13 protein-coding genes are annotated in these 15,379 nt (G+C 69.5%); 7 read left to right on the top strand and 6 right to left on the bottom strand.

The window, feature by feature from the left end; all coding sequences use genetic code 11:
- The first annotated feature begins 228 nt into the window (after window positions 1-228).
- Genes E0497_RS00195 through E0497_RS00185 form a run of 3 tightly spaced genes read left to right on the top strand, consistent with a single transcriptional unit; the run spans window position 229 to window position 2,594 of the window.
- Window positions 229-948: a hypothetical protein gene (locus E0497_RS00195; protein ID WP_137722770.1), complete on the top strand. Its 720-nt coding sequence runs from the start codon at window positions 229-231 to the stop codon at window positions 946-948.
- A gap of 45 nt (window positions 949-993) precedes the next feature.
- Window positions 994-1,908: a prephenate dehydratase gene (pheA, locus tag E0497_RS00190; RefSeq protein ID WP_137722769.1), complete on the top strand. Its 915-nt coding sequence runs from the start codon at window positions 994-996 to the stop codon at window positions 1,906-1,908.
- Complete coding sequence (locus tag E0497_RS00185; RefSeq protein WP_137722768.1) at window positions 1,905-2,594, top strand: histidine phosphatase family protein; 690 nt, start codon at window positions 1,905-1,907, stop codon at window positions 2,592-2,594. Before pheA ends, E0497_RS00185 begins: the two co-directional genes overlap by 4 nt.
- Window positions 2,595-2,613: 19 nt before the next feature.
- Here E0497_RS00185 and E0497_RS00180 read toward each other — a convergent pair whose 3' ends face one another.
- From E0497_RS00180 to E0497_RS00160, 5 genes are all read right to left on the bottom strand, one after another.
- Window positions 2,614-3,408, bottom strand: a complete 795-nt coding sequence (locus E0497_RS00180; protein ID WP_137722767.1) for an ESX secretion-associated protein EspG — start codon at window positions 3,406-3,408, stop codon at window positions 2,614-2,616.
- Window positions 3,405-4,631 (bottom strand): PPE domain-containing protein, encoded by a 1,227-nt coding sequence (locus E0497_RS00175; RefSeq protein ID WP_137722766.1) that lies wholly within the window; start codon window positions 4,629-4,631, stop codon window positions 3,405-3,407. The genes E0497_RS00180 and E0497_RS00175 overlap by 4 nt, the downstream gene beginning before the upstream one ends.
- A 29-nt stretch (window positions 4,632-4,660) precedes the next feature.
- The gene (locus E0497_RS00170) at window positions 4,661-4,969 is read right to left on the bottom strand and encodes a PE family protein (protein WP_137722765.1); all 309 of its coding nucleotides are present in this window, start codon (window positions 4,967-4,969) and stop codon (window positions 4,661-4,663) included.
- 122 nt (window positions 4,970-5,091) lie between these two features.
- Window positions 5,092-5,430 (bottom strand): metallopeptidase family protein, encoded by a 339-nt coding sequence (locus E0497_RS00165; protein WP_421958293.1) that lies wholly within the window; start codon window positions 5,428-5,430, stop codon window positions 5,092-5,094.
- 13 nt (window positions 5,431-5,443) lie between these two features.
- Window positions 5,444-6,550, bottom strand: a complete 1,107-nt coding sequence (locus E0497_RS00160; RefSeq protein WP_421958292.1) for a septum formation family protein — start codon at window positions 6,548-6,550, stop codon at window positions 5,444-5,446.
- A 51-nt stretch (window positions 6,551-6,601) separates the two neighbouring features.
- Between E0497_RS00160 and E0497_RS00155 the strand changes: the two genes are divergently transcribed.
- Complete coding sequence (locus E0497_RS00155; protein ID WP_137722762.1) at window positions 6,602-7,045, top strand: ankyrin repeat domain-containing protein; 444 nt, start codon at window positions 6,602-6,604, stop codon at window positions 7,043-7,045.
- A gap of 11 nt (window positions 7,046-7,056) precedes the next feature.
- The gene (serS, locus tag E0497_RS00150; RefSeq protein WP_137722761.1) at window positions 7,057-8,316 is read left to right on the top strand and encodes a serine--tRNA ligase; all 1,260 of its coding nucleotides are present in this window, start codon (window positions 7,057-7,059) and stop codon (window positions 8,314-8,316) included.
- A gap of 108 nt (window positions 8,317-8,424) precedes the next feature.
- Here the strand turns inward: serS and E0497_RS00145 are convergent, their stop codons facing one another.
- Window positions 8,425-8,913: a PaaI family thioesterase gene (locus tag E0497_RS00145; RefSeq protein ID WP_137722760.1), complete on the bottom strand. Its 489-nt coding sequence runs from the start codon at window positions 8,911-8,913 to the stop codon at window positions 8,425-8,427.
- A 248-nt stretch (window positions 8,914-9,161) separates the two neighbouring features.
- Between E0497_RS00145 and E0497_RS00140 the strand changes: the two genes are divergently transcribed.
- Both E0497_RS00140 and E0497_RS00135 read left to right on the top strand, forming a co-directional pair.
- Window positions 9,162-12,113, top strand: coding sequence for a beta strand repeat-containing protein (locus E0497_RS00140; RefSeq protein ID WP_137722759.1), 2,952 nt, complete (start codon window positions 9,162-9,164; stop codon window positions 12,111-12,113).
- A gap of 207 nt (window positions 12,114-12,320) precedes the next feature.
- On the top strand, window positions 12,321-14,996 hold the full coding sequence (locus E0497_RS00135) for a beta strand repeat-containing protein (RefSeq protein ID WP_241665633.1): 2,676 nt from the start codon (window positions 12,321-12,323) through the stop codon (window positions 14,994-14,996).
- Window positions 14,997-15,379 lie beyond the last annotated feature (383 nt).

Here is a 15,379-nt window from a genome sequence, read left to right as displayed (position 1 = left end):
CCTTTCGGAATCCGTTCGAGAACGCCCGGATGCGCTCTCGATCTCATCGGTACAACGCCCCGTCAGGGGCGGGGATTCCTGGTGGTGCTGCGGGGCATGGCGGTTTCCTCCGGGTCGAACGGACACGAGGCTGTAATCAGGTAAACCTAAGCTTATTATCGGCGGCGGTCGAGGCGGCCCCCGGACGCGGGCGAGTCGTCCCGATCCGATCCGGGCTAACGTGTGGGTGTGTCGATTCCCGTGTCACTGTCGATGCCGACCCTTCCCGCGTCCTCCGACCGGACGCCGCAACCGCTCGTCGCGAGGCTTCTCCTCGGGCCGCGGGAGTCCGTCGCCCCCATCGCACCCCGGCCCGCCGTGACGACCGGGCCGCCGATCGTCGCCGCATCCACGCTCGTCGAGTCCACCGGTGGCGACATCGATGCCGGTGCCGTCGTCGTCGAACTCGACATCGACCCGGACCGGCTCTCCGAGGCCGTCGAGCATCGGGCGCTGCGGTACCACGTGCATTGCACCACCACCGACCTCGACGACGCGATCGCGCTGCGCCTGCCCGCGCCCGTCACCGTGTTCGTCACCCCGGACGGTCCCGACGCCGTCACCCTCGCCGAATCCGCGCAGATCCTGGCCGACGCCGGCCACAGCCCCGGCCTGATCGCCCGGCAGCCCGTCGGCGCGGTCGCCGACTTCCTGGCGGTCCTCGCCCACACGTCCGTCGGCTTCGTCGCCCGTGCCCGGGACGGTGCCGAGGTGCTGTCCCTGCTCGCCGGCACCGTCGCCGCGTTGCGGGGCGACGACGTCCGGGCGGCGCTCACGAACCCCGATCCGGTGGCGCTGACGCAGCTGAACCCGGACGCCGCGGAGGCGGTGCGCGGGGTGCTGCTCGGCATCGAGGTCGACGATCTCGCCCAGGTCGAGCAGGTGCTCGCCGCCGCCGGGCTGCTGTAGCCGATCCCGGTCGGCGGCCGACGACGATTGCGTAACCTCGTAGACGTGCCTCGTATCGCGTACTTCGGACCCACCGGAACCTTCACCGAGATGGCTCTCGCCCGACTCGAGGAGGCGGGCACGTTCGACGGAACCGTCGAACGCGTCGCCGCCGGCAGCCAGGCCGCCGCACTCGAACTGGTGCGCAGCGGCGACGTCGAGGGCGCGGTGGTCCCGATCGAGAGTTCCGTCGAGGGCTCGATCCGCCCCACCATGGACGCCCTCGCACTCGGGGACCGGCTGCAGATCATGGCCGAGACGGAACTCGAGGTCGCCTTCACGATCGTCGGACGCCCCGGCACCACCCTGGCCGACGTCCGGACCGTCCGCGCCTACCCGGTCGCGACCGCGCAGGTCCAGGGCTGGCTGGCGACGCATCTGCCGTACGCCCGGGTCGAACCGGCGTCGTCGAATGCCGGTGCGGCAGAAGATGTCGCGGCGGGCCTGGCCGACGCCGGCGTCTCCACCGCCCTCGCGGGCGAGCGACTCGGACTGACCGCGCTGGCGTCGTCGGTCGCCGACTACGAGGGTGCCCGCACCCGGTTCGTGCTGGCCACCCGCCCCGGACCCGCGCCCGCCCGCACCGGCAACGACCGCACCGGTGTCGTCCTGCACCTCGACAACGTGCCCGGCTCCCTGGTCCGGGCGATGACCGAATTCGCGACCCGGGGAATCGACCTCACCCGCATCGAATCTCGGCCCACCCGTAAGGAATTCGGCACCTACCTGTTTCATCTCGACTGCATCGGACACATCGACGACGGACTGGTCGCCGAGGCGCTCAAGGCGCTGCACCGGTTCAGCGACGTCCGGTTCCTCGGATCGTGGCCGTCGACCGTCCCGGACGGTGGCGCCCCGGTACCCGACGCCGACGACGTCGCCTGGCTCGAACGCCTGCGCCGCGGAGAGGAGAACGCATGAGCGGCAAGCTGATCCTGGTCCGGCACGGACAGACCGAGGCCAACGTCGATCGGCGCCTCGACACCCGACTGCCCGGTGCCCGGTTGACCGCACTCGGCCGGACCCAGGCCCGCACCCTCGGCGAGCGGATGGCGCTGCACCCGCCGACGGCACTCGTGTCGTCGCAGGCGCTGCGGGCCCGGGAGACCGGCGGATTCGTCGAGACCGCGTCGGGGATCGCACTGCAGGTCCGCGAGGGGTTGCACGAGGCGCAGGCCGGGGAACTCGAGGACCGCTCCGATCTCGAATCGCACAAGATGTTCGCGAAGGTGTTCCATACGTGGCACACCGGCGACCTGTCGGCGCGCATGCCCGGCGGTGAGTCCGGCATCGACATCGTCGAACGCTATGTGCCGGTACTGGATTCGCTGCGTGCCGAATACCTGGACGGTGGTGTCGGCGGGGACGTCGTGGTCGTCAGCCACGGGGCCGCGATCCGACTCGTCGGCGCATATCTCGGGGGAGTGCCCGGCGCGTTCGCCGCGGACCGGCACCTCGAGAACACGTCCACCGTCGAGTTGGTGCCCACCGACACCGGATGGCGGTGTGTGCAGTGGGGCGTCTACGCGCCGCCGTTCGACGTCACCCCGCAGCGGCCGTGGTTCGAGGCCGAGGCGGGCGGGGCCGCCGACGACCCGATGGGCTGAGCCGTCACCCCGCCGCGACTCACCCTGCCGCGTCGAGAAGATCGAGCAGGACCCGACGTAGCCGCCCCGGGGCACCGGGCGTCAGCGACGTCCATCGGACACCGTCCGCGGCGAGGCTCGTGCTGCCGACGATCCGCCCGAATGCGGTGTCGAACACCGTCACCGGGCCGTGGATCTGCGGTACATCGCCGTGCCCGTGGGTGAGGCCGACGATCTCGGTGACCGTCGGACGGTCGGCGAGCGCCGGCCCGACGACGGCCGCGTCCGCGCCCCGCACCCCGACCGCGGTCAGGGCGTCGACGGCCCGTCGTGGATCGGTGGCCCGGTCGAGAGCGGCGGCCAGATCCGATGTGGGGCAGTTGATCCCGCTGAACGGTAGGGGTGCGGAGGCGTCGAGCAGATGGGCGAGCGACCCCGCCGGGTCGTCGCCGAGCGCGCGGAGCGTGACCGTGTCGTCGCTGCGGGAGACCAGGACGTCACCGTCGTCGTCGCGGGCCAGGCACGCGCGGTACACCGGCCCGGTGCCGTGCCGGCGCAGCGCGATCTCGCAGCGCGGCCGCGCGAGCGTGCGCACCTGCCGGGCGAGGTCGGGATGCACGGCGGCGCCGTCGACCAACCCGGCGGCGGTGAGGCCGGTGCGGGCGTCGGCGAACACCGCGTCCCGCGCGGCCGGGGAGTCGAAGCGGGGGCCGGTGTCGAGCACGACCGGCAGCACGTCCACGTCCAGGAGATGGACGAGCAGGTCGAGTTCGTCGATGTGCAGTGTCGTCGTCGGCAGCGTCGCCCCGACCGGTCCGATACCCAAGTCGATCACCGCCCGTCCCAGGCCGGATCGCCGCCGATGACCGACGGGATCACGGTCCGGCCGTCCTCGAAATGTTCGAAGCTGCGCAGATAGCCGGGCGTCGCGTGTTCCGTCTCGTCGGAATCGGTGGCACCGCGGTGGGCGCCGATCGGGGCACCACCCACCGGCCCGGTGCCGCGGGTGCCGGTGGCGGCGTCGACGCGGGCGACGTCCGTCGTCGGGCCGGTGGGTGCGGTGGTGCCGGCTCCCGGCCCGGTCCCGATGCCGGGCCGGGACGCGGCATCGGCAGTGCCGGGCGGCGTCGCACCCGCGGCACCACCGGGGGCGGATCCGCCGCCGACACCCGCGGCCCGTGCCGCGACGGACCCGAGCACGCCGCCCGCCGCGACGACCCGTCCCGCCGTCGACCGTGTTGCCGGTGCGGGTGCCGGCGCCCCCGAGCGGCCCCCGAGGACCGGGGCACTCGCCCCGATTCCACCGAGTACGGCCCCACCGAGGTTCGCGGCCGCCGACGTGGCGTGGCCGACGGAGGTCGCGACGGAACCGGCCTGCGACACCGCGGCCGTCACCGCGGGATTCTGCGCGAACGCGGCGGCCGTCGCGGCGACGGTGCGGACCGGGTCGCCGCGGAAATCGTTCTCGAGGCTGCGGGCGGTGACGGCGTCGCCGCCGTTCGGGGCGGCCCCCGAGACGCCGGTGGTGAGCGGGGGCGGCGGCGTGAACGTCGCCGGGGTCGCGACGATGTTCGACGCCACCTCGTACGTTTCCATCACCATCCCGGCCCTGATGTCGAGGGCCCGGTCCGCGGCCTCCGCGACGGCCGCCGACCCGTTGACCGCGCCGCCGGCGGTGTAGGCGGCGGTCTTGGCGGCCTTGACCGCGGTGATCTCGGGCAGGCTCGGCATGGTCAGGGCCGCGGTCGTGTACGCGCTCGCCTCGGTGGACGCCTTGACGGCGGTGTCGGCGGCCAACGCCGCGGTCTGCTGCGCCCACGTCGTGAACGGGGCGATCCGGGTGAGGGCGGCATCGGCGGCCACCCCCTCCCACGCGGCACGCAACTCCTCGCTCACCCGGGTCAGGGTTGCGACGGCGTCGGTGAAGGATTCCGCGAGCGCGGCCCACGCGGGACTCGCCGCGGTCAGCGGGACCGGTCCGGCACCTGCCGTGAGGGTGGTCGAGTTGACGGTTGCGCCGCGCGGTAGCCAGACGACGCCGGTGACACCGAGGGTCATGACGATGCTCTCCGTTTCGGTGGGGTGGTCTACATGCCGGCCGCGAGCGCGGCACCGAGCGTGTGGTCGCCGTCCCGGTAGGCGGCGGCCTGTGCGCGCAACGTCGCCGCGGCGGCCGTCAACTCCTCGATACCGCGGGCCGCGGCGGGGCCGAACGATTCCGTGAGCCGGTTGAAATAGGTCGCGGCCAGCACCGACACCTCCTCGGATCCGGACGGTGGCACGGTCAGGGCGGGGGAGGCGGCGGCCAGCGTGGCCTGCAGGCGGGCGGCGAGCGCATCCATCTCGGCGGCGGCGACGACGAGGGCGTCCGGGTCGACGAACACGTGATCCGGCATGGGGCGGTGACTCCTCGCATCGGGGACGGCTACCGAGGAACGGTCGGGTTCCTCGATTGGTTGGACGCCGGAGGAGGCCGGTCGGTTCCACGTGGAACCGACAAAATTTCGGGGCGGGAAGATCAGCCCCAGCCGAGCTCGTGCAACCGATCCTCTTCGATACCGAAGTAGTGGGCCACCTCGTGGATCACCGTCACCATCACCTCGTGCACCACCTGGTCCTCGGTGTCGCACACGTCTAGCAGCGCGTCCCGATAGATCGAGATGGTGTCGGGCAGCGAACCGCCGTAGTGGCTGTCGCGTTCGGTCAACGCGATGCCCTGGTACAGGCCGAGCAGTGTCGGTTCCTCGTCGTTGTGGGGTTCGACCAGCACGACGACGTTGTCGATCGCCGCCGCGAGCTGCGGCGGGATGAGATCGAGGGCGTCGGACACCAGTTCCTCGAAACGGGCGTCGGACATCGTCACCGGCACGTCAGCCGCCGGCCGGGGGCAGGGGTGCGGCACCGGGCAGCGGCGTCGGCACCGACCGGCCGTCCGGGGCTGCCGGCGGCGGCACGGGAGCCTGACCGTTGATCAGGATGTCGCCCTTCGCGGTGCCGACGATCGTCGCGAAGCCGTTGCCGTCGACCTCCTTGCCGATCGAGCAGTTGATCTTGCGGCTGCCGACCAGCCAGCTGTCGAGATCCAGGTTGTCCCAGAACAGGGTGAGGGTCTTGTCGCGGAGCACGTCGGGCGACCCGAGATAGGCGTTGCTCGCGTCCGTGCACGCCTGCTCGAGGAACTTGTCCTGATCCTCGACCGAGGGCATGCCGCCGGGGAACTGGCTGGCCAGATCGACGACGCCGACCACCTCGAACGCGTGCGGCTGCGCGCAGTCCACCGGATCGGACGGCACGTTCTGGTTGATACCGATGCAGGTGCCCACGGTCCACACCTTCGACTGGTCCTGCTCGGCGACACGGCCCTGGATCGGCAGCAGCGCGCCGGTGACACCGGAGAACTGCAGGCCGCAGCGGATGGTGCGCTCACCGGCCGCCCACCCGGCCTCACCCGGATTGATCAGTCCGACGCTGAACTTGCCCTTCGGGTCGAAGCGCCCGGCCAGATAAGTGTCGACGGCGGGCGCGCACTGCTCGTCACGCAACTCGGAGAACCGCAGCACCCCGGGGAACTTGGATCCGGGTCCGAACTCGATACCGGGATACAGGCTCAGATCGATGTCGGTGGCCACCTCGAACAGGTGCGGCTGCCCGCAGTCGACCTTCTCCAGATCGCTCGCATCGGCCTTCGTCCACGTCAGGCAGTCGCCGGTGGTGGCGGTGCCGAACGCCTCCCCGGCGACGGCGCCGGTGGGCTGCGGCCCGGCCACCGGACTCGGTGCGGGCAGATTGTCGCCGCGGTCGAAACCACCCGACAGGAAGATCGTGGTGATCGCGGCCAGGACCGCACCGATCGCGACCAGCGCGAGGGCGCGTCTGGTGACCGGCGCGGACAGGTGACGGCTCCGCACCGGCGTCTGACCCGACCCGGCGGTCGGCTCCGGCTTCGACTCGAACTCTTCCTCGGACATCTCGTCCATAATGCCTGCAACCGACGCGGACACCGAAGTTTCCGGCTAGGTTCGTCCCACATGAGTGAGGAACATCCCGCCGAATTCGCCGCCGACGTGCAGGAGTTGGCCGGCCGACTGTTCGACATGGCGCGGTCGGGGGAGACGTCGACACTGGCCCGGTACGTCGACGCCGGGGTGCCGGTGAACCTGACGAACGGCAGCGGCGACACCCTCGTCATGCTCGCCGCCTACCACGGACACACCGACACCGTCCGGGCGCTCACCGAGCGCGGCGCCGACGTGAACCGACCCAACGACCGCGGCCAGACGCCGCTGGCCGGGGCCGTCTTCAAGGGGGAGGACGCCGTCGTGGCCGCACTCGTCGACGCCGGCGCCGACCCGGCCGCCGGGCAACCGTCCGCACTCGACGCCGCCCGCATGTTCGGACGCGACGATCATCTGCGGAAATTCGAACAGGGACATTCGGGCAGCACCCGGACCGGGCGGGACGTCACCAAGTAGGGTTTGTGGTCGTGATTGACCTCAAGTTCCTTCGCGAGAACCCCGACGCCGTCCGCACCTCGCAGCGCACCCGCGGTGAAGACCCCGGTCTGGTCGACGCGCTGCTCGAGGCCGACGCATCCCGCCGCGCCGCGGTCCTCGCCGGCGACACGCTGCGCGCCGAGCAGAAGGCGTTCGGCAAGAAGGTGGGGCAGGCGTCCCCCGAGGAGCGTCCGGCACTGCTCGCGGGTTCCAAGGAACTGGCCCAGAAGGTGAAGGACGCTGCTGCGGCGGAGTCCGAGGCCGACGAGGCCCTCGAGGCCGCCCACCGAGCGATCTCCAACATCGTGCAGGACGGCGCCCCCGCCGGCGGCGAGGACGACTTCATCACCCTCGAGACCGTCGGCGAGATCCCCACGTTCGACTTCGAACCCAAGGACCACCTCGAACTCGGCGAGGCCCTCGGCCTGATCGACATGGAACGCGGCGCCAAGGTGTCCGGCTCGCGGTTCTACTTCCTCACCGGCTTCGGCGCCATGCTGCAGCTCGGCATGCTGCAGCTCGCCGCGCAGAAGGCGATGGCCAACGGGTTCACCATGATGATCCCGCCCGTGCTGGTGCGCCCCGAGATCATGCAGGGCACCGGCTTCCTCGGCCAGCACGCCGACGAGATCTACCACCTCGCCGACGACGACCTCTACCTCGTCGGCACCTCCGAGGTCCCCCTCGCCGGCTACCACTCCGGCGAAATCCTCGACCTCACCGGCGGCCCCAAGCGGTACGCCGGCTGGTCGTCCTGCTTCCGCCGCGAAGCCGGCAGCTACGGCAAGGACACCCGCGGCATCATCCGCGTCCACCAGTTCGACAAGGTGGAAATGTTCACCTACTGCAAGCCCGAAGACGCCGACGCCGAACACCAGCGGTTGCTGGCGTGGGAACGCGACATGCTCGACGCGATGGGCCTCCCGTACCGCGTCATCGACGTCGCCGGCGGCGACCTCGGCTCCTCCGCCGCCCGCAAATTCGACTGCGAGGCATGGGTTCCCACCCAGCAGGCCTACCGCGAACTGACCTCCACCTCGAACTGCACCACCTACCAGGCCCGCCGCCTCAGCGTCCGCTACCGCGACGACAACGGCAAACCCCAGACCGCAGCCACGTTGAACGGCACCCTCGCCACCACCCGCTGGCTCGTCGCCATCCTCGAAAACCACCAGCAGGCAGACGGATCCGTCCGCGTCCCCGCCGCACTCGTGCCCTTCGTCGGACGGGAAGTGCTGACGGCGGGGTAGCGGGAGCACGCGGGCTCCGAGGGCTCGCGCACCTTTTCAGCTGAAGGGACCCTTTGTGCGCTCACAGCGCACAAAGGGTCCCTTCAGCTGTTTGTGGGGGAGTTGCGGTCAGCGCAGAATCAGGCAGGTGGTCGACGCCGTCGCGAGGAGTCGGCCGGCGTCGTCGCGGACCTCGGCGCGGGCGGTGGCGGTGGTGCGTCCGGTGTGTTCCGAGAAGCCGTGCACGCGAATGTGTCCCGCGCCTTCCTTGATGCCACGCAGGTAGCGGACGGTGATGTCGAGGGTGGTGTAGCCGACGCCGGCGGGCAGGGTGCTGGCCACCGAGAAGCCCATCGCGGTGTCGATCATGGTGGCGATGACGCCGCCGTGCACGCTGCCCACCGCGTTGTAGTGCCATTCCTGCGGTTCGGCCGTGATCTCGACGAACCCTTCCTTCGCGTCGGTGACGCGGAACCCGAGCGTGCTCGCCGTCGGATGGTGCGGCACGGTGCCGTCGACGAGACCGCGGACGAACTCGAGTCCGCTGAGGTTCCGGTTGGCCTCTGCGATCGGGGCCGGATCGTTCCAGGTGTAGGTGCGCTGACGTTCGTGTGACACCCCGGGGACGGTACCGGGACGGGGTCGGGCGCGACGAGACGCGCGTACCGCGACTGGTGGCAGACGTCGCGAATCGGACTGCTGACCTGCGTAAACATTGCTCGTTAGTGCCGCCAACAAACATTGGACAACTGTCTTGGACAGTTGTTCGACAAAACCGATACACGGACGTGACCGCGTCGTTATGGTGTAGCGGCTCGAGCGGATTTCCTCCCCCTCATCCGCAACTTCTCACCAGGAAGTGGTGCATGCGCAATCCACTACTCCGGCGATACGCCGCGCCCGTCACCGGTGCCGCGCTCGTCGCCGGGACACTGTTGGTCGTCGCGCCGGCAACGGCATCGGCTGCCGATGCCCCGGTCACGACGACGACCAACTTCAAGACCACCTGCAAGGCGAACAACTCGATCAAACAGGTCGTCAAGACGACCGACTCGTCCGTGACGGTCACCGCTCCGACGAAGGTGGAACCCGGTGAGACGTTCACCTACCGCATTCAGCTCGGTCCGTCGTCATACCCGAACTCCGACTCCGGCGCGACGACGACCAACATCTCCCGCATCAAGTTCGACTTCATGATCCCGGACAACGCGACGTTCGTGAGTGCCTCCGTTGCCGGGTCGGGCACCAACCTGGACAACGTGGCACCGGGCGTCCTCCGGATCGACGAATCCGGCAGCCCTTCCGCGACAGGAAAGATCCTCCGCCTGTCCGGGAACAACGAAGTGATCGGCAACGCCCCGTCCGGGAAGACGAACACCGGTGACGAGGGCGGTATCCGAGCCCCCAAGCTGAAGAAGAACCTGAACGGAACGAACAGCAGCAACGGCGACAGCTGGTTCCAGCTTCCGGCTGTCAACGTGACTGTCGTCGCCGGAGCTGCCGGCACGTCGATCCAACCGAAGGTTCGTACTGGCGGTGCGGCGGGCAACTTCAACGCCTTCGAGAATTTCAACACCACACTGCCGAAAGCATCGCTGCTCGGAACTCAATGGGCCAACACCCGATGCACGCCTCGCAACACGGAAGGCGCCGCCCTCAACACCGGCGCCGGCCCGCTGGCGACGATCAATGTCGTTGCCCCGCAGGTGTCGACGACGACGGAGCTGTCGGCCCCGGCCACGGCGGAGACCGGGACCGCGGTGGCGTTGACGGCGACCGTGGCTCCGGCGGGTGCGACGGGTTCGGTGCAGTTCAAGGACAACGGCACCGATATCGGCTCGGCGGTTGCTGTTGCGAACGGCAAGGCGACGCTGAACCATGCGTTCGCGGCGGCCGGCGCACACAAGATCACCGCAGTGTTCACGGCGACCGGGAACTTCACCGGGTCGACGTCGAGTGAGCGCACCGTGACGGTGTCCGATCCGGCTCCCGTCGACGTGGCAACTACGCTCGGCCTGGCGGTGCCGAAGAACGCGGAGACCGGTACCCCCGTCGACCTGACTGCGACGGTCACACCTGCGAACGCGCAGGGTGCCGTCCAGTTCAAGGACAACGGCACCGACCTCGGTACTGCTGTCGCGGTGGCGAACGGTAAGGCGACGCTGAACCACGCGTTCGGGGCGTCCGGTGCGCACGCGATCACCGCGGAATTCATTGCGGGACCAGGCTTCACCGGATCGACTGCGGGTGCAAAGACGGTGACGGTGTCCGATCCGGCTCCCGTCGACGTCGCGACCACGCTCGGCCTGTCGGTGCCGCAGAACGCGGAAACCGATGCTTCCGTGAACCTCACGGCCGCGGTGACGCCGTCGAATGCGCAGGGCGCGGTGCAGTTCAAGGACAACGGCACCGATATCGGTAGCCCGGTGACGGTATCGAACGGGTCTGCGACGCTGCAGCATTCGTTCGCAGCCTCGGGATCGCACAATATCACCGCCACCTTCACCGGCGGCACCGGCTTTGCCGGCTCCACGGCGTCGGCACAGACTGTGACGGTGACCAACCCGCAGGTCCCGGATGCCCAGACCGCCACGGCACTGGCAGCACCGGCGACGGCCGAAGCGGGACAGCAGGTGAACCTGTCCGCGACCGTGGCGCCGGTGCCGACCGGTGGATCGGTCCAGTTCAAGATCGCCGGTAGCCCGGTGGGCGCACCGGTTGCGGTGGACGGCAGCGGCAAGGCCGCCATGCCGTACACGTTCAATGCGGCCGGCTCGTTCGGTGTGTCCGCGGAGTACCTGGGCACCAACGGATTCGCACCGTCGACAGCGTCGTCGCGGACCGTGACGGTGACCGCACCGACGCCGGTCGACGTCGACACGTCGCTGGCACTGCAGGTTCCGGCCACGCTGACCGCGGGTACGTCGGGTGATCTCCGGGCGACGGTGACGCCGTCGAACGCGCAGGGCACGGTCCAGTTCCGGATCGGTGGTACGCCCGTGGGCGCGCCGGTCACGGTGTCGGGCGGCACCGCGACGTTGCCGCACGTGTTCGATGCGGCCGGCAGTTACACGGTGACCGCGGTGTTCACCGGTGGTACCGGCTTCACCGGTTCGGAGGCGGCGGCGCAGGCCGTGACCGTCACCGATCCCACCCCGGTCGACGCGGCCACCACGACGCTGCTGAGCGTGCCGGGCAACGCCAAGACCGGTGAACCGGAGAAGCTGTACGCCACCGTGTATGCCACGGGCACCTCGGACGTTCTGTCGAGTGTCGGCACCGTCGAGTTCTTCGACGGCGGATCGTCGATCGGCACCGCACCGGTGACCGACGGCGTCGCCACCCTGACCCACACGTTCACCGTCACCGGTACTCGCACGATCACGGCGGCGTTCAGTGGCGGAACCGGATTCACCGAGTCGTCGGCTGCCGCGAAGCAGGTGCAGGTGACCGCTCCGACGGTGGCCGATGTGCAGACCGCCACCGTCCTCACCGTCCCCGTGACGGCGGCAACCGGTGCAGCCGTGCAACTCTCGGCTCAGGTGACCGGTGTGGGCAATGCGCCGGTCAACGGCACCGTCCAGTTCTTCGACGGCGACAAGCCGATCGGTGACGCGATCACCGTCGTCGACGGCAAGGCCGTACTGAACCACGCCTTCACCGCGGCGGGAACCCGCACCATCCGCGTCGTCTTCAGCGGCGGCCAGGGCGTCGCGGACTCGACGTCGAGCACTCAGACGATTCAGGTGACCGGCAGCACCCCCGGCGGCTTCGGCAGCCTCGGTGATCTGCTCGGCGGCCTGAACTTCGGGTCGTAGGTACCAACAGAGTTCCAGGCGAGGCCCCGACCTCCGGGTCGGGGCCTCGCCTGAGGGCCTTCCGCACACGAGACGTGGGCGGCAGGTCGGATGCGCTTCATGGTCGGGATGGCGTGCGTCCAGCGGCGACGAGAGTCGCCACCGAGATCAGCACGACAGAAAGGAAAACGAATGTCTCGATCAAGGATGCGAACACTTGTATCGACCGTGGCTGCGGGAGCAATGACCGTGGCGGCGGTCGGTGTAGGGCAGTTGGCGCTGGGCGGAGCTGTCGCATCGGCGGCTCCGACCTCCGCGACGGTCGCGAACAGCAATATCCGGGCCACCAAGACGGTCGAGCCTGCTGTTGCCCAGCCGGGTGACACCGTCACGACGACGATCACGTTCAAGTCGACAGACGGTGGAACTTGGGGTCTGGCCAGTTCCCCTGACCGTTACCTCGAGGACTTCACCGACTACCCGCCGGCGGGCTATGTGCTGCAAGGGGTTACCGCCAGTGTGCCGCGTGGCACGGGTGGCAGCGTCAACAACCCTGCCCCGTACTCGGGGACCCCGACACAGAATGCGTCCAACGGGTCGGTGAAGTTGTCGTGGACGACTCCGTCGCTCACTCTCGCCAAGATCGGCGGAAATGCGAGCAACACCAACCCCACGCTGACCTTCACGTACAAGGTGGCCGAGGATGCTGCCCCGGGTTCGCGTAGCTCCGGAATGTCTTTCAGTGTCAGCACGTTCAGCAACAACCCGCAGACGTTCAACCCGACGAGTGGGCTCGAGGTATCGGTCGAGGCGAAGCCGTCGACCACGACGGTCACCGTGCCCGACAATGCATCGGCGGGTACTTTGGTGAGTTTGACGGCGAATATTTCCCCCGTATGGGCCACGGGAACTGTTCAGTTCAAGGCCGACGGAGCGGATATCGGTGCACCGGTTGCGGTATCGAATGGCGTGGCGACGCTGTCCCATGCGTTCACGGCGTCCGGTGCACATCCGATCACCGCAGTGTTCACACCGAGCGGACCGAGTGTTACCGGCTCGACTGCGCCCGCGCAGACGATCACCGTCGCCGATGTGACCACCGCTCTGTCACTCTCCGCCCCTGCGACCGCAGTGTCCGGCACCGAGGTCGCGCTCACTGCCGACGTCACGCCGGCGAATGCGGCGGGCACGGTGCGGTTCGAGGACAACGGCACGGCGATCGGTTCGCCGGTGACGGTGTCGAACGGTAAAGCCGTTCTGCCGCACACCTTCACGTCGTCCGGTGCGCACAGCATCACCGCCGACTTCGTCGGAGCCACCGGCTTCACGAACGCGTCGGCGTCGGCACAGAGCATCACCGTCGCGGCTGCCGACGTGACCACCACGACGACCCTGACTGCCCCGCAGTCCGCCGTCACCGGCACCCCGGCCACGCTGTCGGCCACCGTGTCCCCGGCACCGACCGCCGGTACCGTCCAGTTCAAGAACGGCGTCGACACCATCGACGGACCGGTGGCTGTCGTGAACGGTGTGGCCACGCTCGAGCACACGTTCGTGACCGCCGGCTCCGCGTCGATCACCGCCGAATACAGCGGTGCCGCCGGATTCCTCACGTCCGCGTCGACCCCGAAGTCGGTGTCGATCACCGATCCTGACGTGGCCACCACTCTGGCGGTGACCGGTTCGAGCACCGCCACCACAGGTGAGGCCACCTCCCTGTCGGCGACGGTCACCCCGTCCACCGCGCAGGGCGCCGTCCAGTTCACGATCGACGGCACCCCTGTGGGCGCCCCGGTCACCGTCTCGAACGGCACCGCCACCGCGCCGCACACCTTCGGTGCCGCCGGCACGTTCGACGTCGCAGCTGCGTTCACCGGTGCCACCGGGTTCGGGAACGCCACCGCGCAGGCGCAGTCCGTGACCGTCTCGAACCCGGTTGTGCCGGACGCGGACACCACCACCACGGTGACCGTGCCGACGACTGCCACGACGGGTGTGACGGCGACGCTGTCCGCTTCGGTGACGCCCGTCCCCGCGGGTGGCACGGTGCAGTTCACGGTCGCCGGCGTCAACGTCGGCACCCCGGTGTCGGTGGACGCCTCGGGACATGCGAGCCTGCCGTACACGTTCAACGCCTCCGGTGAGTTCGCGGTGGCGGCGAAGTACTCGGGCGCAACCGGATTCACCGGATCGGCCGCGCAGTCGAAGACCGTCACCGTGACCGACCCGGCACCGGTCGACGTCGACACCTCCACGCTCGTCGGCGTTCCCGGTACCGCGACCACCGGTGCCGACACCACCCTGTCGGTGACCGTGCAGGCCAAGACCGGCACCGCGGTGCCGTCCGGCTCGGTGCAGTTCCGTGACAACGGCAGCCCCCTCGGCAGCCCCGTGACCCTCGACAACGGTTCGGCGTCGCTGATCCACGCCTTCACGACCGCGGGTACCCACCAGATCTCCGCGGTGTACACCCCGGCCGCCGGGTTCGTGGGGTCGACGTCGACGCAGCGCCCGGTCGTCGTGTCGGCGCCGAACCCGACCGACGTCGATTCGTCGGTCGTGATCACGTCGACGCAGCCGGCGACGGTCGGCACCGCGTTCACGGTGAAGGCTCAGGTCATCGGCGCGGACACCCTGCCGGGCACCGTGCAGTTCTTCGACGGTGCCGTCGAGATCGGGCAGCCCGTCGCAGTCGTGAACGGCATCGCCGAGCTCACCCACATCTTCACGGCGAGCGGGCCGCACCAGATCCACGCGGTGTACTCGGGTGGCCCCGGTGTCGCCGGCTCCACCTCGCCGGTGCAGGTCGTCGATGTCACCGCATCCGGCGGTGGCGACAGTAACGGTGACGGTGCGGGCACCGGATCGCTCGGCAGCCTGAGCGGACTCCGCTTCGGTTCCTGATCGGCACTGACTTCCGGTGATATGGCCCCTGCCGTACGGCAGGGGCCATGTCACGTCTCGCCAACTGTCCTGTATCGATTCCGTGACAATCTTGGACGTACGTCCTATAGAGTGATCGTCGTCTCGAAGTCCCGTGGGGTACGGGCGTTCGAAACATGGCGGCCGACCGGATTGTTCCGGTGCCGTCGAGTCCGTGCTCTGAGGGGAGGAAGGGTGGATCGGACAGCACTCCGGATCGGCAGGCTCACTGCGATTCTCGGTCCCGACGTCCCGAATCGGTCGACGAGCAAACATTCGGATAACAATCCCGGATCGGGCGGCGATGTCCTGCTCGACACACCACACGTTGCGGCGCCCGGACCGGACGCCGAGCAGGTTCTCTC

It is taken from the genome of Prescottella subtropica, assembly GCF_005434945.1.
In the GTDB taxonomy this organism is placed as follows: Bacteria; Actinomycetota; Actinomycetes; order Mycobacteriales; family Mycobacteriaceae; genus Prescottella; species Prescottella subtropica.
The sequence above is the reverse complement of the archived record's forward strand: the minus strand, read 5'-3'. Positions and strand labels throughout refer to the sequence as shown.

Excerpts from the sequence above, each read along its gene's own strand:
- E0497_RS00185 (WP_137722768.1), top strand. The coding sequence starts at position 1,905 with ATGAGCGGCAAGCTGATCCTGGTCCGGCACGGACAGACCGAGGCCAAC.
- E0497_RS00175 (WP_137722766.1), bottom strand. The coding sequence starts at position 4,631 with ATGACCCTCGGTGTCACCGGCGTCGTCTGGCTACCGCGCGGCGCAACC.
- E0497_RS00170 (WP_137722765.1), bottom strand. The coding sequence starts at position 4,969 with ATGCCGGATCACGTGTTCGTCGACCCGGACGCCCTCGTCGTCGCCGCC.
- E0497_RS00165 (WP_421958293.1), bottom strand. The coding sequence starts at position 5,430 with ATGTCCGACGCCCGTTTCGAGGAACTGGTGTCCGACGCCCTCGATCTC.
- E0497_RS00160 (WP_421958292.1), bottom strand. The coding sequence starts at position 6,550 with ATGGACGAGATGTCCGAGGAAGAGTTCGAGTCGAAGCCGGAGCCGACC.
- E0497_RS00155 (WP_137722762.1), top strand. The coding sequence starts at position 6,602 with ATGAGTGAGGAACATCCCGCCGAATTCGCCGCCGACGTGCAGGAGTTG.
- E0497_RS00140 (WP_137722759.1), top strand. The coding sequence starts at position 9,162 with ATGCGCAATCCACTACTCCGGCGATACGCCGCGCCCGTCACCGGTGCC.